24 protein-coding genes and 2 pseudogenes are annotated in these 22,514 nt (G+C 44.4%); 15 read left to right on the top strand and 11 right to left on the bottom strand.

From position 1 onward, the window contains the following. Positions 1–72 precede the first annotated feature (72 nt). A complete protein-coding gene (locus ACQ86K_RS28880) occupies positions 73–1,302 on the bottom strand; it encodes a DEAD/DEAH box helicase (RefSeq protein WP_176844447.1) in 1,230 nt (409 codons plus the stop codon). A 163-nt stretch (positions 1,303–1,465) separates the two neighbouring features. Between ACQ86K_RS28880 and ACQ86K_RS28875 the strand changes: the two genes are divergently transcribed. Further along, a complete protein-coding gene (locus ACQ86K_RS28875; RefSeq protein ID WP_091167552.1) occupies positions 1,466–1,996 on the top strand; it encodes a GNAT family N-acetyltransferase in 531 nt (176 codons plus the stop codon). 37 nt (positions 1,997–2,033) lie between these two features. On the opposite strand, the gene ACQ86K_RS28870 is transcribed toward ACQ86K_RS28875, so the two are convergent. The 6 genes and pseudogenes from ACQ86K_RS28870 to ACQ86K_RS28845 all read right to left on the bottom strand — a co-directional run bounded on the left by ACQ86K_RS28870 (position 2,034) and on the right by ACQ86K_RS28845 (position 7,056). After that, positions 2,034–2,474 (bottom strand): low molecular weight protein-tyrosine-phosphatase, encoded by a 441-nt coding sequence (locus ACQ86K_RS28870; RefSeq protein ID WP_091167554.1) that lies wholly within the window; start codon positions 2,472–2,474, stop codon positions 2,034–2,036. 85 nt (positions 2,475–2,559) lie between these two features. After that, positions 2,560–3,354 carry a S1/P1 nuclease gene (locus ACQ86K_RS28865; RefSeq protein ID WP_091167557.1) on the bottom strand — a complete coding sequence of 265 codons (795 nt, stop codon included), beginning with the start codon at positions 3,352–3,354 and terminating at the stop codon, positions 2,560–2,562. Further along, on the bottom strand, positions 3,354–3,794 hold the full coding sequence (locus ACQ86K_RS28860; protein ID WP_091167560.1) for a hypothetical protein: 441 nt from the start codon (positions 3,792–3,794) through the stop codon (positions 3,354–3,356). The genes ACQ86K_RS28865 and ACQ86K_RS28860 overlap by 1 nt, the downstream gene beginning before the upstream one ends. Positions 3,795–3,987: 193 nt before the next feature. After that, a pseudogene (gene fumC / locus ACQ86K_RS28855) lies at positions 3,988–5,384 on the bottom strand (class II fumarate hydratase). Positions 5,385–5,753: 369 nt separating this feature from the next. After that, complete coding sequence (locus ACQ86K_RS28850; protein WP_091167565.1) at positions 5,754–6,413, bottom strand: DUF6624 domain-containing protein; 660 nt, start codon at positions 6,411–6,413, stop codon at positions 5,754–5,756. A 154-nt stretch (positions 6,414–6,567) separates the two neighbouring features. Continuing rightward, positions 6,568–7,056, bottom strand: coding sequence for a hypothetical protein (locus ACQ86K_RS28845; RefSeq protein WP_431199215.1), 489 nt, complete (start codon positions 7,054–7,056; stop codon positions 6,568–6,570). Between the two features lie 197 nt (positions 7,057–7,253). Here ACQ86K_RS28845 and ACQ86K_RS28840 point away from each other — a divergent pair, with 197 nt between their 5' ends. The 7 genes and pseudogenes from ACQ86K_RS28840 (at position 7,254) to ACQ86K_RS28810 (ending at position 11,956) form a co-directional block, all read left to right on the top strand. Beyond that, positions 7,254–7,862: a DUF4142 domain-containing protein gene (locus ACQ86K_RS28840; protein ID WP_090530637.1), complete on the top strand. Its 609-nt coding sequence runs from the start codon at positions 7,254–7,256 to the stop codon at positions 7,860–7,862. Positions 7,863–7,983: 121 nt separating this feature from the next. Beyond that, positions 7,984–8,142 (top strand): hypothetical protein, encoded by a 159-nt coding sequence (locus ACQ86K_RS28835; RefSeq protein ID WP_431199214.1) that lies wholly within the window; start codon positions 7,984–7,986, stop codon positions 8,140–8,142. Continuing rightward, the gene (locus ACQ86K_RS28830; RefSeq protein ID WP_431199213.1) at positions 8,099–8,998 is read left to right on the top strand and encodes a Gfo/Idh/MocA family protein; all 900 of its coding nucleotides are present in this window, start codon (positions 8,099–8,101) and stop codon (positions 8,996–8,998) included. Before ACQ86K_RS28835 ends, ACQ86K_RS28830 begins: the two co-directional genes overlap by 44 nt. A gap of 39 nt (positions 8,999–9,037) precedes the next feature. Continuing rightward, positions 9,038–9,193 carry a hypothetical protein gene (locus ACQ86K_RS28825; RefSeq protein ID WP_431199212.1) on the top strand — a complete coding sequence of 52 codons (156 nt, stop codon included), beginning with the start codon at positions 9,038–9,040 and terminating at the stop codon, positions 9,191–9,193. Further along, positions 9,193–9,525: a hypothetical protein gene (locus ACQ86K_RS28820; protein ID WP_431199211.1), complete on the top strand. Its 333-nt coding sequence runs from the start codon at positions 9,193–9,195 to the stop codon at positions 9,523–9,525. The genes ACQ86K_RS28825 and ACQ86K_RS28820 overlap by 1 nt, the downstream gene beginning before the upstream one ends. Before the next feature lie 541 nt (positions 9,526–10,066). Further along, positions 10,067–11,227 (top strand): glycine cleavage system aminomethyltransferase GcvT, encoded by a 1,161-nt coding sequence (gene gcvT / locus ACQ86K_RS28815; RefSeq protein ID WP_431199210.1) that lies wholly within the window; start codon positions 10,067–10,069, stop codon positions 11,225–11,227. Positions 11,228–11,291: 64 nt separating this feature from the next. Continuing rightward, a pseudogene (locus ACQ86K_RS28810) lies at positions 11,292–11,956 on the top strand (2-phosphosulfolactate phosphatase). 90 nt (positions 11,957–12,046) lie between these two features. On the opposite strand, the gene gltX reads toward ACQ86K_RS28810, so the two are convergent. Continuing rightward, on the bottom strand, positions 12,047–13,654 hold the full coding sequence (gltX, locus tag ACQ86K_RS28805) for a glutamate--tRNA ligase (RefSeq protein ID WP_431199209.1): 1,608 nt from the start codon (positions 13,652–13,654) through the stop codon (positions 12,047–12,049). Positions 13,655–13,868: 214 nt separating this feature from the next. Here gltX and ACQ86K_RS28800 point away from each other — a divergent pair, with 214 nt between their 5' ends. The 3 genes from ACQ86K_RS28800 to ACQ86K_RS28790 are packed head-to-tail and all read left to right on the top strand — an operon-like array spanning position 13,869 to position 15,577. Further along, positions 13,869–14,495, top strand: a complete 627-nt coding sequence (locus ACQ86K_RS28800; protein WP_431199208.1) for a hypothetical protein — start codon at positions 13,869–13,871, stop codon at positions 14,493–14,495. Positions 14,496–14,499: 4 nt separating this feature from the next. Then, positions 14,500–15,087 (top strand): sensor histidine kinase, encoded by a 588-nt coding sequence (locus ACQ86K_RS28795; protein ID WP_431199207.1) that lies wholly within the window; start codon positions 14,500–14,502, stop codon positions 15,085–15,087. Further along, a complete protein-coding gene (locus ACQ86K_RS28790; protein ID WP_431199206.1) occupies positions 15,062–15,577 on the top strand; it encodes a DinB family protein in 516 nt (171 codons plus the stop codon). The genes ACQ86K_RS28795 and ACQ86K_RS28790 overlap by 26 nt, the downstream gene beginning before the upstream one ends. 117 nt (positions 15,578–15,694) lie before the next feature. Here the strand turns inward: ACQ86K_RS28790 and ACQ86K_RS28785 are convergent, their stop codons facing one another. Next, positions 15,695–16,069, bottom strand: a complete 375-nt coding sequence (locus ACQ86K_RS28785) for a DUF6249 domain-containing protein (RefSeq protein WP_091167589.1) — start codon at positions 16,067–16,069, stop codon at positions 15,695–15,697. 170 nt (positions 16,070–16,239) lie between these two features. Between ACQ86K_RS28785 and pdeM the strand changes: the two genes are divergently transcribed. The 4 genes from pdeM (at position 16,240) to ACQ86K_RS28765 (ending at position 20,737) form a co-directional block, all read left to right on the top strand. Next, positions 16,240–16,899 (top strand): ligase-associated DNA damage response endonuclease PdeM, encoded by a 660-nt coding sequence (pdeM, locus tag ACQ86K_RS28780; RefSeq protein ID WP_431200956.1) that lies wholly within the window; start codon positions 16,240–16,242, stop codon positions 16,897–16,899. Between the two features lie 182 nt (positions 16,900–17,081). Then, positions 17,082–17,873, top strand: a complete 792-nt coding sequence (locus ACQ86K_RS28775) for a succinate dehydrogenase cytochrome b subunit (protein WP_091167592.1) — start codon at positions 17,082–17,084, stop codon at positions 17,871–17,873. A 41-nt stretch (positions 17,874–17,914) separates the two neighbouring features. Further along, entirely contained in the window at positions 17,915–19,849 is a 1,935-nt protein-coding gene (locus tag ACQ86K_RS28770) for a fumarate reductase/succinate dehydrogenase flavoprotein subunit (protein WP_091167595.1), read from the top strand. Between the two features lie 102 nt (positions 19,850–19,951). Then, the gene (locus ACQ86K_RS28765) at positions 19,952–20,737 is read left to right on the top strand and encodes a succinate dehydrogenase/fumarate reductase iron-sulfur subunit (protein ID WP_091167597.1); all 786 of its coding nucleotides are present in this window, start codon (positions 19,952–19,954) and stop codon (positions 20,735–20,737) included. Between the two features lie 389 nt (positions 20,738–21,126). On the opposite strand, the gene ACQ86K_RS28760 is transcribed toward ACQ86K_RS28765, so the two are convergent. After that, the gene (locus tag ACQ86K_RS28760) at positions 21,127–21,444 is read right to left on the bottom strand and encodes a 2Fe-2S iron-sulfur cluster-binding protein (RefSeq protein WP_431199205.1); all 318 of its coding nucleotides are present in this window, start codon (positions 21,442–21,444) and stop codon (positions 21,127–21,129) included. Between the two features lie 2 nt (positions 21,445–21,446). Further along, positions 21,447–22,457 (bottom strand): NAD(P)/FAD-dependent oxidoreductase, encoded by a 1,011-nt coding sequence (locus tag ACQ86K_RS28755; protein ID WP_431199204.1) that lies wholly within the window; start codon positions 22,455–22,457, stop codon positions 21,447–21,449. Between the last annotated feature and the right edge of the window lie 57 nt (positions 22,458–22,514).

The following is a 22,514-nucleotide window of genomic DNA, read 5'->3' as shown; positions in this document are numbered from 1 at the left end:
AACTGCCAACGATTAATTCGTGTAATTCGATTAAATTAAATCAACACCCAAAATGGTATTCGTGAAAACTTTTTAATTACCCGTATTCTGCTGTTTCGGCTTCTTTTTACCCCAGCGACGGTTAGGTTTCCTTTTGGCATCTCCTTGAGGCTGTTCGGGCTTCAGGGGTTGTATTGTGGCCAGTTCATCCGGCAGTGCCATCAGCTTTATCGGCTTTTCAATCAGTTTCTCAATATTTTTAAGCTTGCGCTCATCGCGGTGGTTAACGAAGGTTATGGCGGTACCGGTGGTAGCGGCGCGGGCCGTACGACCAATACGGTGAATATAATCTTCCGGATCGCCTGGAACATCGTAGTTGATCACCAGGTCGATGCCCTCCACATCAATGCCGCGCGAAAGGGCGTCGGTACCGATGATAACCGGTAATTGCTTGTTTTTGAACTTAAGCAGGATCTCTTCACGCTCTTTCTGCTCCAGGTCGGAGTGGAAAGACATTGCGTTGATCTTGATCGCCTTAAGTTCTTTGTATAGCGCTTTAACAATTTCCTTGCGCGATGCAAAGATGATGATACTTGTAAATGCCGAATCTTTCAGGATATGCTGTACCAACGGCGTTTTTTGTTGATCATGAACCCGGTAAACCTGCTGATCGATACCAACGGCCGGCTGCGAAATAGCGATATTGATCTGCTCCGGATCTTTCAAAATAGCTTTGGCCAATGAACGGATACGGCCTGGCATGGTGGCCGAAAACAACAGCGTTTGCCTCTCTTTTGGCAGGTAGCTGATAATTTTCATGATATCATCAGAAAATCCCATATCCAGCATCCTGTCGGCCTCATCAAGTACCAAATGTGTAAGGTGATTAAGCTTCAGCACGCCTGATGTAAGGTGGGCGATCAGCCGGCCGGGGGTAGCTACAATAATATTTACATTGTTTTGAATGCCGCGGCGCTGTTGTTCGTAAACAATGCCGTCGCCGCCGCCAAAAACAGCAATAGAGCTGATACCGGTAAAATAGGCAAGGCCTTCAACCTGCTGATCTATTTGCTGGGCAAGCTCGCGGGTTGGGGCAAGTATAAGGGCACTGGTATGGTGTTTATTTGTTTTGCTGATGCTGTTTAAAACAGGAAGCAAATAAGCGCCGGTTTTACCGGTACCGGTTTGAGCGCACGCAATCAGATCGCGCCCCTCCATAATGGCTGGGATGGCCATAGATTGTATGGGTGTGGGGTTTACGAAACCCATGCTCTCTACACCTTCAAATAATTGCTCGTTAAAATTAAAATCCTGGAAAGTCACTATATCTTATAAGTAAATTATGCAAGGTATAAAAATTTAACGGCAAATGAGGGTTTTAGCATTAATTGGGCTTCCTTTAAAGAATCAAAATAAATCTGGTCACCTTTTATATGACACTCAACTTACCTGTACAATCAATTCAAAAATATATTTTTGAAAACCTATGAATATTATCACTCAAACACCACGCTTGCTGATCCGTGAATTTACAGCCGAAGATGAAGAACTTGTTACCACAATAGATGCCGATGACCGGCTTACACAATATGTGAAAAAACGTACTCCGCAAGAGAGTAAACAGGTTTTTAAAGATACGCTGAAGGAATACCAGAACGGTTCGGGCCTGGGCAGATGGGGGATTTTTAATATCACAGATAACGATTTTATAGGTGTTTGCGCCCTTAAACCAAGCGATTACGACAAGAGCCGCATTGAGCTGGGCTACCGGCTGCACCTCAAACACTGGGGACAAGGTATAGCTACCGAACTTGCCGAAGCACTGATCAGTTATGGATTCAATGATATAGGGCTAAAAGAGATTTGCGCCGTTACCCATCCGCAAAACGCAGCATCACAAAGGGTGCTGATTAAAGCCGGTTTTGTACGTGAAGGGATTGTGTTTTGGTATGGGGAAGATGTGCCGTTTTTTAGGGTGAAAAACCCCACCCAACCCTCCCCGGAAGGGAGGGCTTAAAGACATTTATTAAAAGTCTCCCCCATCGGGCGGAGATTTAGAGGGGGTGTAACTCTTTAATAATATCCCTACATCCGTTTTCAATCAGCTCAAAAACCGGTTCAAACTGGTTATCGTCGTAATATGGATCGGGGACAACTTTATCACCTAACAGAAGCTTTACTTTAGCAGTCTGTTTTTCGTTGCGGGCCATATCAAGCACATCGCTCAGGTTATTGTGGTCCATCACAAAAATATGGTCAAACTCGTCAAAGTCTGTAAGCTTAAACTGACGGCAAATCTGTTTGCTGATGTCGATACCATGGTTACGGGCTGCGCGAATGGAGCGTCTGTCGGGAGCTTCGCCTATATGCCATCTTCCGGTACCCGCCGAATCAACATCCCAGCCAAGTCCATTTTCATCTGCCAGGTGCTGCATAACCCCCTCCGCCAGCGGCGAACGGCATATATTGCCCAGGCATACCATTAGTATTTTCATTTTTTTGAGGTAAAAGGCGAAAGGATAAAGGCGAAAGGTTTAGGCAGAAAATCTACCTTTTACCTTTCAGCTTTAACCTCAAGAACTATCCAAATATCTGGTTCAGCAAACCGGCCAAACGTACGCCGGCTTTAACCATTTGCTGGTTAAGGGTTGCTATATGGCTAAAGTTGTATTTGTAACCAAGTTTATCACCGGTTTTAGTTTCGGCGTATAGCTTATCAGCCATCTGGTTGCTTTCGTATATCCACTGGCTCATTGGCGCTTTTTGTAACTCTGTGCGTTGAGCGGCTGTGGTGTGGTTTATCATCGCGGTGTACTCGGTGTAGCTTAACTGCTGAAGGTCAATCAGCTCGCTGTCCCAAACCGAATGCAGGTTGCTCTCTTTACCAAACCATTGTACCTTTACATCGTTACCGCCCTTATCACTCAGGTGACCAGTGTGCAGCGGTTGGTGCACATCCTCAACAATATGGATCAGCATGCGCAGGTAAAGCAACTTGTTGGTTTTGGTAGTAGTTTTCTTTTTAAGTTCGGCCACCAGGAAATTCATTTTGGTATAGGCATCGGTAATCGTGTCGGCCTTTAAATAAGCCTGCAGGTCCGGGTAGCTGTAAGCTTTTTCCAGGTTGATAAAATGCCAGTTATACAGGTAATTGTAGGCAGGGTCTGATTTAATAAAATCGGCCCAGTTGCTGGTAATGGCAATCGACTCATTACCTAAAATGGCTTGAATAGCTTTACGGGCTTTGGCGGTTAGGTAGCTATCCGCAACCTGGCCGCAAATGCGGTGCCCATTAGTACCCCAGGCCATGCTTTGCAGGGGGATATAAAATATCGCCACCAGCAGTAAAAGTTTTTTTAAGGTTTGTGTTTTCATTACAATGGTTTTGGAATGCAGCTTGTTCTTTTTATTAAATGCGCGTTAATAGGTATTACGTTGGATGTACTTACAAACCGGATCAGGGAGTCGCTTTGCTTATGAACCTTAAAATATTCTTCATAATCGCCAAATCTGAAACAACCCTGCTCATTTTTATACGAGCCATCAGCATTGCAAAACTGCCCTTTAATGTGGAGTGTGTCCCGCCGTTGCGAATAAGTTCCCCGTATATATTCATCCCAATGGCCTTTGCTCATACACGTATCAGCCCCGTAATTAACCTTGCTAACGGTACTGATCTTCAAAAGAAATGAATCGCAGCTGAACTTAATATTGTATAGCGAATATGTTACCAGGCTTTTTTGCGCAGGTACCGAGTCTTGTTTCCATTCGCCCTGCAAATAACCCTCGCCGGGCGTTTGTTTATCCGGGTTCATGGTACAGGAGGTTATTATGAGGCAAAAGGCGAAAGGTAAAAGGCGAAAGGCTTTTTTAAGCTAAAAGCCGAAAGCGGAAAGCCCAAAGCGAAAGGCTTAAAGCAGAAAGATAAAAAGTGAAAGCTATAGCGTTTTTGCATAAGCGAAAAATAAAAAGGCCCCTCTCCATCCGGAGAGGGGTTTGGGGTGAGGCTTATTTCAAACTGCCTATCATATTTTCGGGGCGTACCCACTCGTCAAACTGTTCGTTGGTTAGTAAGCCTAAACCAATAGCAGCTTCGCGCAGTGAGCTGCCGTTTTTAAGGGCTGTTTTAGCAATTTTTGCCGCGTTTTCATAGCCGATATGCGGGTTAAGCGCAGTTACCAGCATTAATGAGTTTTCGAGGTGTTTTTTGATGCCATCATAATTAGGTTCAATGCCTACAGCGCAATGATCATTGAACGACACGCAGGCATCACCAATTAACCTTGCCGATTGCAGGAAGTTTGCCGCCATAACCGGTTTAAATACATTCAGCTCGTAATGGCCGTTTGAGCCGCCGATGGAAATAGCCACATCATTACCCATAACCTGTGCAGCCACCATGGTAACCGCTTCGTTTTGGGTTGGATTAACTTTACCCGGCATAATTGATGAGCCCGGCTCGTTATCGGGGATATGGATCTCGCCAATACCCGAACGCGGACCAGAAGCCAGCATCCTGATATCGTTAGCAATTTTCATTAATGAAACCGCAATTTGTTTCAGCGCGCCATGACTTTCGACAATGGCATCGTGAGCGGCAAGAGCTTCAAATTTATTTTCGGCTGTGATGAACGGAAAGCCGGTAAACTGGGCAATGTACTCAGCAACTTTTACATCATAACCTTTAGGCGTGTTGATCCCTGTACCTACAGCCGTACCACCAAGGGCCAGTTCAGAAAGGTGATCAAGCGTATTACGCAATGCTTTTAAGCCGTGGTTCAACTGTGAAACATAACCTGAAAACTCCTGGCCTAAGGTAAGCGGGGTAGCATCCATCAAATGGGTACGACCGATTTTTACTACGGATTTGAAAGCCTCAACCTTAGCCTGCAAGGTATCGCGCAGTTTTTCGATACCGGGAATGGTTACATCAATCAGGATCTTGTATGCCGCAATGTGCATAGCTGTTGGGTAAGTATCGTTTGATGATTGTGATTTGTTCACGTCATCATTAGGGTGAATAAAGGTTTTGCCTTCGCCCAGTTTATTGCCTTGTAATACATGTGCACGGTTAGCCACAACCTCGTTCACGTTCATGTTTGATTGCGTGCCCGAGCCTGTTTGCCAAATCACCAGCGGAAACTCCGAAGCCAGTTCGCCGGCCAGGATCTCATCGCACACCTGTGCAATCAGGTCGCGTTTTTCGGCAGGCAATACACCTAAATCGGTATTGGTATAAGCGGCTGCTTTTTTAGATATGCAAAAGCGTCGATAATCTCCTTTGGCATTGATGCCTCCGGACCAATTTTAAAATTGTTGCGTGAGCGTTCGGTTTGCGCTCCCCAGTATTTGTCGGCAGGTACCTGTACCTCGCCCATGGTATCGTGTTCGGTTCTGAAACTCATGGTATTAAATTTTGCAGGGGCAAAGTTATGTTTTTATATGATGCGGGGGAATGCGGGGTGTAAACTTTTTGATAGGGGGCAATTTGTTTCGAATTCTGAATCTATCGGATTGATAAATTAAGCTTGTGGATGGTGTTATAATCGCACCACCCAGAGCTCGACAGTGGTACGGTGATACCATCCTCGCCGTTGTTACCAACAACTCTGCGCCCAATAATTGTTTTACCTTGTTAACAATGAATGACTTAGATCGATAACCATCTTATTCTTTCCGCAATGAAAAGCTTCAGTGATTACAATAACAAATAGTTAAAAAGAGTTGTTGGTGACAACACCAACAACGGCGCGAATTTTATCCTACTCATACAGCTACCACTTCACATCCTCAATTTTCACAACCTTGTAATCAAAGCCCAATCTTTTGGCATTCTGTTCAACAGTTTGATCAAAACCAGCTTGCTTACGGCGTTCATTTACACCTGCAGCATCTTTAATAGGCCACACATAATAGCCAATTTTTTGGCCGTTGCGCAATGGCTTTGACGTAGCCTGCGAACCGTAGATTTGCTCTTTACCTTCATACATCAGCTGCCTGTCGAGCATCATGGCGTACAACCTGAAAGGTAATTCTTTGTTTTCGGCAGCCGTTTTTATCGCGGGCAGGTACTTACCTATTTTAGGGGAATGCTGCACTACCGACCACGCAGCTTCATTAGTTGGTTCGCCAACAAGCGTTTTGCCGGGGTAACCGTACTTGTTAAACACATTCTCGATAAAAATCAAATTGGTCGAATCGGCCTGGCTCTGAAGCTTCCAGTAATGGCCTGTTGCTTCTTCCGGTTTAACCGGTAAAGTTTTCAACACCGAATCCTTTTTGCTCGGATCCATCAGATAAGTTAAGATCTCGCGATATTTCTGATCAAGTGCTAATACACTGTCAAGCTGTCTCTTCAAAACAGGGTTAAACTTTTGCTGTGCAGATGCTGTGCTTGCCGTTATCATTAACAAGGCGATGATCAGGTTTTTCATGGTCAATAAGGTTTAAGCAAATAAACGCAAAAACCTGTATCACAAGTATAAACTATCCGCCTTTTCAAACAATTTTTTATTGCATTCGGTGGCACCTAAAGAATAATTGAATCGCGAAAGCGCATACAGCAATGGCAGCTTGGCCGGCGCTATTTCATTTTGCTGCAGATCGTTGAGCCAGTCGGCCCCGCCAAACTCTGCCCTGTATTTTTTTCGAGGCGATCATAGATCCGGTAGGCATCATCATAGCCAAGCCACTCCGGTTTGATGTACAGACCGGTGAGGTCGCCCATTTTTTTCGTTCCTCCGCTTCTGCTGTATCGGCGCTGCCAAATACAAAATAAAAATACAACCACAGGGCCAGGCCAATTGCCCCGATTAACAAAGCGGTTGAATCCCTTTCGCTAAAAAAGAAGATGAAAGCAATAAAGGCTATGATCACCGAAAACATGCGGGCGTAGCCTGCAATGATGCTTTGATGGTTGAGTGGAATATTAAACCCATTGCGGCTTCGCCAGGCCGACCGGGTTACCAGCATGGAGCTGGTTGGGAACAGTGGAATGCCAATAACCACAAATTTGGTCTCTATCCACTGCCCGTTAACCTCATGCACTTTGCCCAAAAACAATGATCCTATTAACATATCAGGTATAATTTAGTCGCGTTATTATAAACCACAACTTATAAAAGTGCTTTTAAACAAATGTTAAATATTTATTAAAAACTAAATATTAACAAACGGCACCCCAATTACCTGTTGTTTCTTATTTTACAAATAAGAAAATCAAACTTAATTAACTAAAAAATGTTAACTGTAAAAACAAATACATAAACACTACTATGAAAAAGTTAAGTTTAATTGCAATGATGGCCCTGGCGGCATTATCATTCCAGGCCTGTAAAGGCGGAGCAAAAAGCGGCAGCGGCGATAGCACAGCAGCTGCAACAACTGACACTGCCGACAGTGCCAACAAAGTAAAAGACACAACTACTACCGGTGCTACAGGCATTGCCGTTACTGCCGATGATGCAAAATTTGCAACTGAAGCGGCCAATGCCGGCTTAGCCGAAGTTGCCGTTGGCCAGTTGGCCAGCGAAAAGGCAACCAATGCCAAAGTAAAAGATTTTGCTAAAATGATGGTTACTGACCACAGTAAAGCAAACGACGAACTAATGGCCATAGCCAAAACCAAAAACATTACCCTGCCATCGGCACCTGATGATGAGCATCAGAAAATGAAAGCCGACCTGGCAGCCAAAACAGGCGCTGATTTTGACAAAGACTATGTTGATGCTATGGTTAAAGGCCATAAAAAAGTTGAATCATTGTTTGAAGATGCTTCAAAAAACTGCAAAGATGCCGACCTTAAAGCCTTTGCAGCTAAAACATTACCTGTTATCCAACACCATTTAGCCGAGATTGAAGCTATTCAAAAAGGCATGAAGTAATCAGCTATTGATTAATTCAAGACAGAAAAAGGGAGATGTAACAATCTCCCTTTTTCTGTTTAATTCCCTTGTACAGGTGTAGCTAAAACGATACTTTTAACACAGCAAAATCTACTTTAATATGTCGAAACCAATAGTAACCGGCCTCATGGCCTATGGAATGTCGGGACGGATTTTTCATGCCCCGTTTTTAACTACCAATCCGGGCTTTACTTTTAAGGCCGTGGTTGAGCGCCATGAAAAAAGCCGGCAAAAAATACCCGGATGTGATGAGCTATGATAGCATCGACCAGCTGCTGAATGACGAGGAAATAGAGCTCATCATTGTTAATACCCCTAACAACACCCACTTTGATTATGCTGTACAAGCTCTAAATGCAGGTAAACATGTACTGATTGAAAAACCCGCAGCCGTAACTTCAAGCGAGGTGAAAGCGCTGTATGATTTGGGTAAAAAACTTGATTTGAAAGTGATGATCTATCAAAACCGCCGTTATGACAGCGGTTTCCTTTCGGTAAAGGAGGTGATTGAAAGCGGCAGGTTAGGGGAGTTGATCGAGGTTCATTTCAGGCTGGACAGGTACCGCATGGCCATCGGTGCAAAACAATTCAAGGAAACAGCGGGCGTTCCGGGCGGTGGCCTTACCTATGACCTTGGCGCCCATTTGGTTGATAACGCCATCAGTATCTTTGGCAGGCCGTTGAGCTATGAAAAAACTACCGCTGCATTCAGGCCAAACTCGCAGGTTGATGATTATTTCAATATCCACCTTAAATATCCTAATCAGCTTAACGTATACCTAACCTCAGGGTTGCTCATTGCCGAGCATACTTATGGCTTTGTGGTACATGGCACGTTAGGCAGCTTTGTTAAAATGCGTACCGATGTACAGGAAGCACAGCTTGATGCCGACATGATGCCTACTGACGAAGGTTTTGGCATCGAGCCCGAAGGCAGCGACGGTAAACTGGTGCTTATGGGTGCCGACGGGCAGAAGACCGTGGAATGGATAAAGTCACCCAAAGGTAATTATAATGGCATATTTGATGCTGTATATCATACCGTGCGCGAAAATGCGTTATTCCCGGTAACCGAAGAGCATGTTGCCTGGCAAATTGAATTGCTTGAAAGCTAAAAATGTTGTAACTATGCTTATTAAATGCTAATTAAAATAATGAAGAAACTGTATTTACTGCTTTGTCTGATTATTGCCGCCGGGTGCAGCCAGGCACAAACGCCACCTGCTAATTCCGGCTTGCCGCCATATCACATCCTCACTACAGACAGTGTTTACGTTACTCCTGCCAACCTGAAAAAAACAAACCGGTAATGGTGATCTATTTTTCGCCCGATTGCAGCCATTGCCAGCACCTGATGTATGATCTGAAACCCGAGCTGCCCAAATTAAAAAATGTACAGATAGTGATGATCACTTTTATGCCTATGCTTAAAGGGATCCAAACTTTCCAGCGCGATTTTGACCTGGCCAAATACCATAACATTACTATCGGCACCGAAGGTTATACCTACCTGGTACAAAAATTTTATAGTGTACAAACAACTCCATATATCGCTATTTATGATAAGTATGGTAAATTATTTCAGTCGTACCCAAAAGTGCCAAAAATTCCGGTACTGATGGAAACGCTTAAAAAAGTATAAAGTAGCTAACTTATAGCTCAAGCCGGTTAACTCAACGTTAACCGGCTTTTTTGTTTAACGTCCCCTCATGATCTCTCGCACTCTGAGTTACCCCACAAAACTGTTTTGTCGTTTAATCAGCAAGGTGTGTTGTTTTGACCCGCCGGGGCAAAGGATATTTTTATAACTTTTCATGCTACAAACCTTTTGCACCTCTGGTGCACTTGCCTTTTAGTACATCTCAATTAATGTTGTTTAACGTCCCATCAGGGTCTCTCGCAGAGGACCCTGATGTATACGCCATGCTGGCTCGTTGTTCTGACTCTTGAACGCGGTAAGCCTCAGGGTCCTCTGCGAGAGACCCTGAGGGGACGTGAGGAGGCTGTTTTTGTTACCTGCTACCAGGGTAATCCTTCAATCCTATAAATCACGGTTCAGAAAAAATCAGTGTAATCGATGAAATCAAAAATCAATCGGTGTAATCCCCAAAAAATCAAACCAATCAACGGGTACCGATTACGATTCATAATAGTTACCTTTGCGGCCAATATTTAAGTTGACGATGAAGAATACCGCATTAACCGATATCCACGTAAAAGCCGGTGCCAAAATGGTTCCATTTGCCGGTTACAACATGCCCGTTCAATACACAGGCATTAACGCCGAACACGAAACCGTGCGCAAGGCCGTTGGTGTTTTTGACGTAAGCCACATGGGCGAATTCATTTTAAAAGGAGAGAACGCGCTTGATCTGATTCAGCGGGTTACCAGTAACGACGCCTCAAAATTATACGATGGCAAAGTGCAGTACTCATGCCTGCCGAATGAAAAAGGCGGTATTGTTGACGATCTGCTGGTTTACCGGATCGACGAAAAAACCTATATGCTGGTGGTTAACGCTTCAAATATTGAAAAAGACTGGGACTGGATCTCCAAATATAATACCAAGGGTGTAGATATGAAAAACATATCCGACCGGACTTCATTGCTGGCTATCCAGGGTCCCAAAGCTGCCGAAGCTTTACAAAGCCTTACCGAGGTAGATTTGGTATCGATGGAATACTACACCTTTAAAAAAGGAACTTTTGCAGGTGTTGACAATGTATTGATATCAGCTACAGGCTATACCGGTGCAGGCGGCTTCGAGATCTATTTTGAAAACCAATATGCGGAGCAGATCTGGGATGCAATTTTCAAAGCCGGCGAGCCTTTTGGTATTAAGCCAATTGGTTTGGGCGCACGTGATACCTTACGTTTGGAAATGGGTTTCTGTCTATATGGTAACGACATTGATGATAACACCTCACCGCTTGAAGCCGGTTTAGGCTGGGTAACCAAATTCAATAAAGAATTTACCAATGCCGAAGCCCTGCAAGCCCAAAAACAAGCTGGTGTAAGCCGCAAACTGGTAGGTTTTGAAATGATTGACCGCGGCATTCCCCGCCATGACTATCTTATAGTTGACGCTGATGGCAATACTATAGGTAAAGTAACTTCAGGCACGCAATCCCCATCGTTGCAAAAAGCTATTGGTATGGGTTATGTGGATACAGCGTTTGCCAAAGAAGGCACCGAGATTTATATCAGCATCAGGGATAATAAAATTAAAGCGCAGATTGTAAAACCTCCGTTTTATAAAGCCCCTAACCCCCTAAAGGGGGAACTACCTTCAAAGTTTTCTAAATTAATTAAACACAAATGTCTGAAAATACAATTACTCTAACTCCCCCTTTAGGGGGCCGGGGGCACACGTTTGCCTAACCCCTGCATTACTGCCACTTTTTAATGTGGAGGATTATATTGTAGTGGTTATTGATATTTTCAGGGCAACATCATCTATATGTTATGGTATTGAAAACGGTGCTGAGGCTATTATACCGGTATCACAAGTTGAGGAGTGTGCCGCGTATAGAGAGAAAGGGCTGGATTACCTTCTTGCCGCCGAGCGCGACGGATCGGTAGTTGATGGTTTTGATTTTGGCAACTCGCCATTTTCATATACTAAAGAAAAGGTTGCCGGTAAAACAATAGTGTTAACCACTACCAACGGCACACATGCACTGCATTTATCGCGCAGCGCAAAAAAATTGTTATTGGTTCGTTCCTGAACCTTTCCGCTTTAAGCAACTGGCTTAATACCCAAAACGAAAATGTGCTGCTGGTGTGTGCCGGCTGGAAAAACAATTTCAATTTGGAGGATACCCTGTTTGCCGGTGCCGTAATTGAGCAGTTAAAAGATAAAGGATTTTTACTGGACGATGCAGCCTTAGCCGCTAACGATCTTTTCCAGGTTGGGAAAAACGATATCAATGCGTATCTCAAGAAAACATCGCACGGCGAACGCCTTAAAAAATTGGGCATCGAAAAAGATATCGAGTTTTGTTTACAGGTTGATTTGACAACTGCCATTCCTGTTTTGGAAGGGGAGAGGTTGGTGAAGTTGGTGGTATAAATGTAATATGCCATTGCGAGGAGCGGCCTGGACTAAAGCGTATGGGGCGACGCGGCAATCTCGTAGCTATGCATATTGAAGAAGCATTAGCTACGAGATTGCCACGCTATCGCTCGCAATGACATAAATTCTTGAGCTCCCGAAGGAGCCTGTGTAAGTAAGCACCCCCTTTAGGGGGCGGGGGGTAAACTCCACAAGCGCCTTTTCAATCCTGCTGATGGTTTCTTCTTTACCAAGCAGGGCAACAATATCAAATACGTGTGGACCAAACTTGCCGCCAACCAGCATAATGCGGAATGGCAGCATCACATCACCAACTTTTAAGCCTTTTTCTTCTGCAAGTGCTTTGAATTTAGCTTCCAGGTCGTGCGCTTCAATAGCTGCTTCGTTAGTTAGCAAAGCAATAAACGCGTGATAAAACGCTGTTTTGGCATCAGTCCATTTAGGTTTTACCGCGTTAAGGTCATACTCCTTAGGCTGCTCAAAAAAGAAACCTGCCTGCTGGTAAAAATCAGGAAGTAATACAACGCGATCTTTGATTAAAGTGATAACCTTAGTCAGGTATTCATTGTCGTTAACAGTAACGCCCTTATCAGCAAATACTTTTATAACATCTGACTTCAGACTTTCGACTTCAGACCTCTTAATCCACTCGGCATTGAACCATTTTGCTTTCTCAAAATCAAACTTGGCGCCCGATTTGTTAACGCGCTCTATCGAGAATTTTTCTATCAATTCGTTAAGCGTAAAAATCTCCTGCTCGGTACCGTCGTTCCAGCCTAAAGTTGCTAACAGGTTCAGGAAAGCTTCCGGTAAAAAACCTAATTCACGGAAACCCGGCGTCAACTCGCCTGTTTTTGCATCAAACCAGTTCATGGCATACACCGGGAAACCCAGTCGGGCTCCATCACGTTTGCTCAGTTTACCGTGACCGTCCGGTTTCAAAATCAGCGGCAGGTGTGCCCATTGGGGCATGTCGGCCTTCCAGCCCAGGTATTCCCAAAGCAGCAAATGTACCGGCGCCGAAGGCAGCCATTCTTCGCCACGAAAAGCATGCGTGATCTTCATCAGGTAATCATCAACCACAACGGCCAGGTGATAAGTAGGCATGCCATCGGCTTTTAATAACACTTTATCATCAACCAGGCCGGTTTCAAAGCTCACATATCCGCGAATCATATCATTGAAACTCACGGTTTCGCCCTCCGGCATTTTAATGCGGATCACGTGCGGCGTACCTGCATCAAGCAAGGCATCAACCTCGTGCTGAGGCAATGAAAGCGAGTTTCTTAGGGTATGGCGATAGGTCAGGCCGTACTGAAAATTGGGGATCTCCTTCCGGTTTTTGTCCAGCTCCTCGGCGGTATCAAAGGCATAATAAGCATGCCCTTCCATAACCAGGCGTTCGGCATATTCGCGGTAAAGTGGTTTACGCTCGCTTTGGCGATATGGCGCGTAAGGGCCACCGGCAACCGGGCTTTCGTCTGGGTGAAGGCCGCACCATTTAAGACAATCTAAAATATATTCTTCGGCACCTTCCACGTAGCGGGTTTGGTCGGTATCCTCAATTCGCAAAACAAAATCACCGCCATGTTTTTTGGCGTATAAATAGTTAAACAACACGGTGCGCACACCGCCAAGGTGTAAACCACCGGTAGGGCTTGGCGCAAAACGGACTCTTACTTTTTTATCGGTCATGATGGGGGCAAAGATAAGAGGGAAAGTCCATAGTCCATAGTCGATAGTTCATAGTATTATTTAAGCGTGGCTATGGTTATTAGTCGATGGTTGATAGTCCATGGTGATACTTGAAACATACCATGGACTATCGACTATGGGCTATGGACAATCTCTCCACAACAAAAAATTATATTTTACAGAGCAATTTTACGTTATTTGAGCTGTGCCCAGCATGAACCCATATCAACAGAAAAAACGTTGGAAATATTTACTTCTTGCATTTGCCGTGGTAATTGCAATTGGCTCATTACTTTATACCCGTTACCTGGTAAAAAACATTGAACGTTCGGAACGTACCAGGGCCCAGGTTTGGGCCATAAGTATGCGCCAGATTCTTGCCTCAGATGATAATGACTTTTTAAACTATGTAATAGCCGTGCGCGATAGTCTTACCGTTCCCGCCATTGTAACTGATGGAAAAGGCGAAATAGTTTTACAGCGTGGCTTAGACACTACAAAGACTTTTATTAAGCTGGAAGCCGAAAACAACAAGAGGAAAAAATACGATCCGGCTTACTTTAAAGAAGAGCTCGCCTATATGAAGGGTCAGCATCCTCCTATTAAGCTCCAGGTTTTGGGCGAAGAAAACTTTGTTTACTATAAAGATTCGCCGCTGCTTACACAGCTGCGCCTATTCCCTTATATTCAGCTCACGGTAATTGCTATATTTTTACTGATGGCCTATACCGCCTTCAGTCTCGTCCCGGAAGTCGGAGCAGGACCAGGTTTGGGTTGGCTTAGCCAAAGAAACAGCCCACCAGCTGGGGACACCTATATCATCGCTAATTGCCTGGATTGAGCTGATGAAGGAGAAGTTTAATGCTGAAGACGATGTACTGATTGCCGAAATGGAAAACGATGTAAAGCGTCTTGAAATAGTGGCCGATCGCTTTTCAAAAATAGGCTCCAAATCTGTATTAGAAGAGCATGGTGTATATGCTGTAGTTAAAGATTTTGTTGATTATTTTAAAGTAAGGGTAAGTAAAAACATCAGTTTTGAACTTATCGGCAACCCTCACCTAAAGGCCGGTCTGAATGTTCCGCTGTTTGATTGGGTGATAGAAAACATATTAAAAAATGCAGTTAACGCCATTGAAGGCAAGGGCAGTATTAAGGTAGAAATCAAAGATAACAAGGTAAAAAACCAAATCTTTATTGACATTACCGATACCGGTAAGGGCATCCCCCGCTCTAAATTTGATACTGTTTTTCAACCCGGCTATACCACCCGCAAGCGGGGATGGGGACTGGGCCTTTCGCTTACCAAACGTATAGTGGAAAATTACCACAACGGACAGATCTTTGTAAAAGACTCGGAAGTAGGTAAGGGGACAACATTCAGGATAATATTAAAAAATACGCGCAATGATAACAAAACCAAAACCAGGTGATTATTCGCCGTTTGCAGCGGGATATGTAGGGCTTGTTGGCGACAATGATGTAATTAGCATGCTTGAGCAGCAAATGGATACCAGCTACCAACTGTTAAGCAATTTAACCAATGAAGAAGCTTTGTATGCCTACGCTCCTGGTAAATGGACAGTTAAGCAGGCTTTGGGACATATGATTGATACTGAACGTACTTTTGCTTACAGGGCCCTGGTATTTTCGCGCAACCATGTTGAACTGCCCGGTTTTGATCAGGATATTTACGTTAACAATACCGATTTCAACAGCCAAAACATAAAAGATTTGGCCGAAGAATTTAGAGCTTTGCGCAAGGGCAATCTGTATATGATTAAAGCATTCAGCGATGAGCAGCTAAATCGTAACGGTATTGCCAGCAACCATTTGTTTACCGTTGCCGCATTTGTATTTATGCTGGCCGGGCATGAGCGCCACCATTTAAATTTATTTAAAGAGCGGTACGGAATAGGATAAGATATTTATATCGCACATCGTAAGGCCGTTAAATATAAAGACTTACGAAGTTTTTAAAACTTCGTAAGTCTGAGCTTCGCGATTTGAGAGGGTAGAAGAGAAGCCGTAGCTGTTTTCTTATTTTTCTTTGTGCAATTCTTCTTTATCCAGTACTTCTCTTTTTTCGATGCGGTATGATAAAAACAAGCCTGCCCCTCCAAAAATAGCGATCAATGCTACGTATAAAAAGAAAACATCATCGTCAAAACTATTGAATATGCCACGGTTTAAAACGTAGGCCAAAAATAGCCCGATACCCGAACCAATAAGCAGTAAGCCCCATTTTAAATTTTGGTAAGGAGCCGATTGCGGTTTATAACTCCTCGGATCCATGTTTCGTTCAATCATAGCCAATTTCTCCCGTTTGTTTAAGTAAACGATCCCGAAGATCATTGCGAATAAGCTGAGGGGTATTATAATTCCTGCTAATACGCCCAATTCACCTGCGCCCATAATATTTGTTTTTTTAATTAAGTTAATATTGTTTTTTCTCTCTGTAAATACGCCATTGCGGTGTATTTGTAAGCTATGACCACATGTTTTTTAAACAGGTTACACCTTGATTAAAAAAATTATTGCTCGTCCTTTTAGGAGGGCGGAGGGCATTTATTAACTTTGCCTTGATGATAAGTGCGGCTACTCCTTTTAACCTGCTGGGGCAGGATCTTTTATTATTACCACAAAAAGCTATTTACTGGCAGCAGCAAAGCGCTTTGATAATTGCCGATGTGCATTTGGGCAAAGTGGGCCATTTCCGTAAAGCCGGCATAGCAATACCAAGGGATATGGAGCAAAGTGACCTGGCCGTACTTTCCGATCTTATTTATGAACACAAGCCGGAAAAGTTAATTTTTTTGGGCGATCTGTTCCACAGCGATATGAATAACGATTGGGATTGGTTTATCCTTTGGCGCAGCCAGTTCCCCGCGTTACAGATCATCCTGGTCCGCGGCAATCATGATATCATTGCAGATAAGCATTATCATAACCTGAATATCGAACTGCACGACGAACTGTTGATCAGCCCCTTCCTCATGATGCATCATCCGCTTGCCAACGACCAGGACGAAAAAGCAGGTTATGTTTTTTGCGGGCATATCCATCCGGGGGTAAACTTAAGCGGCCGGGCACGTCAAAGCATTACATTGCCTTGCTTTGCCTTTGGCAATAAACAGGGAATTTTACCATCCTTCGGAAAATTTACCGGGCGGGTGGCTATCCGTAGTCTTCAAAACGACAGGATCTTTGCTGTATTAAAGGATAAAGTAGTAGCTATCGCTTAATTATCGTGGCTGCACCAACCTTTATTACAACATATTAACTGTCATAGCTGTGTATTTATACCTTAATAGCCAGCCCATTGCTTTAGATTGATTCTAAATAGATTTTTGATCTTCAATAAGCCAAAACCTCTTCTATGTTTTGTTATTTAATAAATACTTTTGCCTAACAAATCCAATTCATAATGAGCGAATTCAAACAAACCTTAAACTCGTCGCTGGGCAAAAAGCTGATCATGGCTTTAACAGGCTTGTTTCTGTGTACCTTTTTAATTGTGCACGTAGGCGGCAACCTGCTGTTGTTTAACAACGATAACGGTTTCAGTTTTAACGTGTATGCCAACTTCCTTACGCATTTTCCGCCTATTGAAGTTATAGCATACCTGTTGTACCTTTCCATTTTAGTGCATGCACTATACGGCTTGATCCTAACTGTCAAAAACCGTAAAGCCCGTCCTGTACGTTATGCAGTAGCGGCAAAATCTGATGCCTCATGGTCATCAAAAAACATGGGCCTTTTAGGTTCAATCATGTTCCTTTTCATCGTTATCCACATGGGCGATTTCTGGTTCCGTTACCACAATGACAAAACCATGGGCTTTAAAGAGTACCGTACCGATCTGGCAACCGGCGAAACCAAAGTTAGCGATTACACCCCGGCCAATGCCGAATTCAGCCACTCGGTATCAACCGAAAACAATGTGGAAGTTGTAAGGGTAAAAGACCTGCACGCGCGTGTTGCTTACAGTTTCAGCAACATTATCTACGTTATATTTTACGTAATAGCCATGGGCGCTGTAGCATTTCACCTGTTACATGGTTTCCAGAGCGCGTTCCGTACGCTGGGCTGGGTACACCGTAAATATACACCGGTAGTTTACTTTATTGGTACATGGCTGTTTGCAGTTATTATTCCGCTGCTTTTTGCCGCCATGCCGGTTTATTATTACTATTTATCAACCCAGGGAGCTCACTAAGTTAGCTGGCCAAAAGCCACAAACATAAATACAAAGAAGAGATGACATTAGATGCTAAAATTCCTCAAGGCCCATTAGCCGAAAAATGGAGCAAGCATAAATTTGATCTGAAGCTGGTTAACCCCGCCAACAAGCGTAAATACGATATCATCATTGTAGGTACCGGTTTGGCAGGCGCTTCGGCAGCTGCCACTTTAGGCGAGCTGGGTTACAACGTTAAGGCATTTTGTTTCCAGGACAGCCCACGCCGTGCACACTCTATTGCTGCACAGGGTGGTATCAATGCCGCTAAAAATTATCAGAATGACGGTGACAGCGTTTTCCGTTTATTTTACGATACTATTAAAGGTGGCGACTACCGCGCCCGCGAAGCCAACGTTCATCGTTTGGCCGAAGTTTCGGTAAACATTATTGATCAGTGCGTTGCTCAAGGTGTACCTTTCGCCCGCGAATACGGCGGCTTGCTGGATAACCGTTCATTCGGAGGTTCGCAAGTGTCGCGTACGTTTTACGCGAGGGGCCAGACAGGACAGCAGCTTTTATTGGGTGCTTACTCTGCCCTTAACCGCCAGATCCATGCCGGTAAAGTAAAAATGTATACCCGTCACGAAATGCTTGACGTGGTAACTATAGATGGCCATGCCAAAGGCATTGTTACCCGTAACATGCTTACCGGCGCTATCGATACACATGCCGGTCATGCGGTATTATTATGTACCGGTGGTTACAGCAACGTATTCTATCTGTCAACAAACGCAATCGGCTCAAATGTAACGGCAGCCTGGAGGGCACACAAACGTGGTGCTTTCTTCGGTAACCCTTGTTATACTCAAATTCACCCAACCTGTATCCCGGTAACCGGTGATCACCAGTCTAAGCTTACGTTGATGTCTGAATCACTGCGTAACGACGGTAGGGTATGGGCTCCTAAAACCGCTGAAATTGCTGAGCAGCTACGCAAAGGCACATTAAAAGCAGACCAGGTTAAAGAAGATGACCGCGATTACTTCCTTGAGCGTAAATATCCGGCTTTCGGTAACCTTGTTCCGCGCGACGTGGCCTCACGTAACGCTAAGGAAATGGTTGAAGAGGGCAAAGGTGTAGGCGGCTCTGGCTTCGCGGTATTTCTTGACTTTGCTGACGCGATTAAACGCCTGGGCGAAGAAACCGTTAAAGCCAAATACGGTAACCTGTTTGATATGTACTACCAGATCACCAACGAAAACCCGTATAAGCAACCAATGCGTATTTACCCTGCGGTTCACTATACAATGGGCGGCCTTTGGGTTGACTATAACCTGAGCACAACCGTGCCTGGTTTGTATGCTTTGGGCGAGTGCAACTTCTCCGATCACGGTGCTAACCGTCTTGGTGCATCTGCACTGATGCAGGGTTTATCTGATGGTTACTTTGTAATCCCTTATACACTTGGCGATTACCTGGCTAAGATCGGCCCTAAGAAGGTTGATACCAACCACCCGGCGTTTGAAAAAACCAAGCAGGACGTAATTGCCCACGTAAACAAATTGCTGTCATTAAAAGGAACTAAAACCACTAACGAATACCACCGCGAGCTTGGCCACATTATGTGGGAATATTGCGGTATGGCCCGTACCGAAGAAGGCCTGAAAAAAGCCAAAGGTTTGATCCAGGCATTGAAAGCCGATTTCTGGAAAAACGCTATCGTAACCGGCGAAAACGAAGAAGTAAACGCTTCGTTAGAGAGAGCTGGTCGCGTGGCCGATTTCATTGAACTGGGCGAGCTGATGATCGATGACGCTTTAATGCGTAAAGAATCATGCGGTGGCCACTTCAGGGTTGAATCACAAACACCAGATGGTGAAGCGCTTCGTGATGACGAAAACTTTGCATTTGTTGCAGCCTGGGAGTTTAAAGGGGAAAATCAGCCGGAAGAGTTACATAAAGAACAGCTGACATTTGAAGCAGTTCATTTATCACAACGTAATTACGCATAGTGAATGGTTGATTAGTGATAGGTTATTTAAGTTAAAACCACTCACCCAATCAACTACTCACTCAATCAACAAAAACAACGATAACTCAAATCTAAAACAAAGATGAGTAACGGAAATATGAACCTGACGCTTAAAGTATGGCGTCAAAAAAATGCTCAAACCGCGGGTAAATTCGTAAGCTACAAAGCCGAAAATATTTCGCCCGACATGTCGTTCCTTGAAATGCTCGACGTGGTTAACGAAAGCCTGACCCACAAAGGCGATGAGCCAATTAACTTTGACCACGACTGCCGCGAAGGTATTTGCGGTATGTGTTCATTATATATCAATGGTCACCCGCACGGGCCAAAACGCGGTATCACTACCTGCCAGCTGCACATGCGTACCTTCCACGATGGTGAAACTATCACCATTGAGCCATGGCGCGCTGAAGCATTCCCTATCGTAAAAGATTTAGCGGTTGACCGCTCTGCATTTGACAGGATCCAGCAAGCTGGTGGTTATGTTTCAGTGAACACCGGTGGTGTACCTGATGGTAATGCTATCCCAATCCCTAAAGTTATTGCTGATGAAGCTTTTAACTCGGCTACCTGTATTGGTTGCGGAGCCTGCGTTGCTGCCTGTAAAAATGCCTCGGCTATGTTGTTCGTATCGGCTAAGATCACTCAGTTGGGCTTGTTACCTCAAGGTCAGCCTGAGCGCTATCGCCGTGTACAATCAATGGTTGCCCAGATGGACGAAGAAGGTTTTGGCAGTTGTACCAACACCGGTGCCTGCGAAGCCGAGTGCCCTAAGGAAATTAAATTGACTAACATTGCCCGTATGAACAACGACTATTTTAGCGCGAAACTGTTCAGGGAAGAAGAAGTACATGAGCAAGGTCATTAATTGATCTTTCTGATAGGATATAGTAAACGGCCCGGCTTGTCCGGGCCGTTTTATGTTTTATTCAGTAGCTGTTAAAACGGGTTAAAATAAAGTAGGCAATAAAAACGCTTTTGCGTTTTTTGAGAATAAGCACGCAAATTTTTTTATCCGGCTTAAAACTAAGAAACTGTTTAAATATTGACGCATATCGTTTACAGGTAAATAAAACTTCATTGCCGTTGGTTTTAACCAACGGAATAAAGCATTCACAATAAGAGGGCTTCAGCCCAAATCCGCTTGCATAATTAGGCTAAAGCCAGGGGCTTTCGGCTCTTAATCCGTTGGTTAAAACCAACGGCAATTAATATTCTTCATTCTTAAACAGCTTCTTAGAACTCAAGACTTTCGGCTTATTCCTCTCCCACAAGCTTAAATACCATCCCATCCATATCTTCAGAGATCCTGATCTGGCAGGCCAGTCTGCTTGCAGGTGGAGCGTAGGGCAGCGTATCCAATACGTCGAGCTCGGTATCTGTCGCGATAAAATATTCCTCGAGACCTTCTATCACCTGTACGTGACAGGTGGCACAAAGCGCCATACCGCCGCAGGTGGCCAGTATATCGTACTCAGATGCCTTCAGTACTTCCATCAGGCTCAGGTTTATGCCTTCCGGAATTTCAACGGCCCTGCTGCCTCCGTCGCGGTCAATTATGGTTAAATTTATCATGGCTAAAAAGCGCTTACACCGTAAACGGTGGTGTATTTAAAACTCAGTTTTTGCTCGGGGTAAACATATTTGAAAGCGCTTTGGGCCATTAACGCACTTTCATGAAAACCGCAGAGTATCAGTTTAAGCTTACCCGGGTAGGTATTGATATCGCCAATGGCATAAATGCGCTCAATATTGGTGCTGTAATCAACTGTATTTACCGCGATGGCCGATCTGTCGATATTCAACCCCCAGTCTCCAATAGGGCCAAGTTTGGGGCTAAGGCCAAATAACGGAATGAGGTGATCGGCTTCAACATGGCTTACCTGCTGGTCCCGGTCAAGCAGGGTAATCTCCTGCAGGTGGTCATCGCCGGTTAAGGCAACTACGTTTGACTTAAGGACCAGGTCGATCTTGCCTTCCCTGGCCAGTTCAAATACCTTTTCGGCGCTATCAGGTGCTCCGCGAAAAGTATCCCCCCGATGGACCAGGGTAACCCGTTCGGCTACGTTGCTCAGAAAAACAGCCCAGTCCAGGGCAGAATCGCCGCCACCTGCAAGCACTACTTTTTTATCACGGAAATGTTCGGGATTCTTCACCATATAGGCTACACCTTTTCCCTCAAAATCCGTAAGTCGGTCAATTTCTGGTTTGCGGGGTTCAAAACAGCCAAGGCCGCCGGCAATTACTACTACCTGGCAATGAACGGTTGTACCGTCGTTGGTTATGATATTATAAGATCCGTCATCATTGCGTTGCAGGTTTTCTACCCGCTCGCCCAAACTAAAGGTGGGGTGAAACGGGGCTATCTGCAGCATCAAATTATCCACCAGTTGCTGTGCGGTAACATCAGGATAACCGGGAATATCATAAATAGGTTTATGCGGATAGATTTCGGAAAGCTGGCCGCCAACCTGTGGCAGCACATCAATAAGGTGGCAGCGCATTTTTAGCAGCCCGGCTTCAAAAACAGCAAATAAACCAACAGGTCCCGCGCCTATAATGCAGATATCGGTAGTAATTTTTTCCATGTATGATCGCCTTTGATTCAGCAATCAAATTTGCCGCTAAACTAACTGGCAATCAAA

Origin of the sequence: Mucilaginibacter sp. P19 (genome assembly GCF_050632265.1) — a bacterium.
Classification (GTDB): Bacteria; Bacteroidota; Bacteroidia; order Sphingobacteriales; family Sphingobacteriaceae; genus Mucilaginibacter; species Mucilaginibacter gossypii.
The sequence above is the reverse complement of the archived record's forward strand: the minus strand, read 5'-3'. Positions and strand labels throughout refer to the sequence as shown.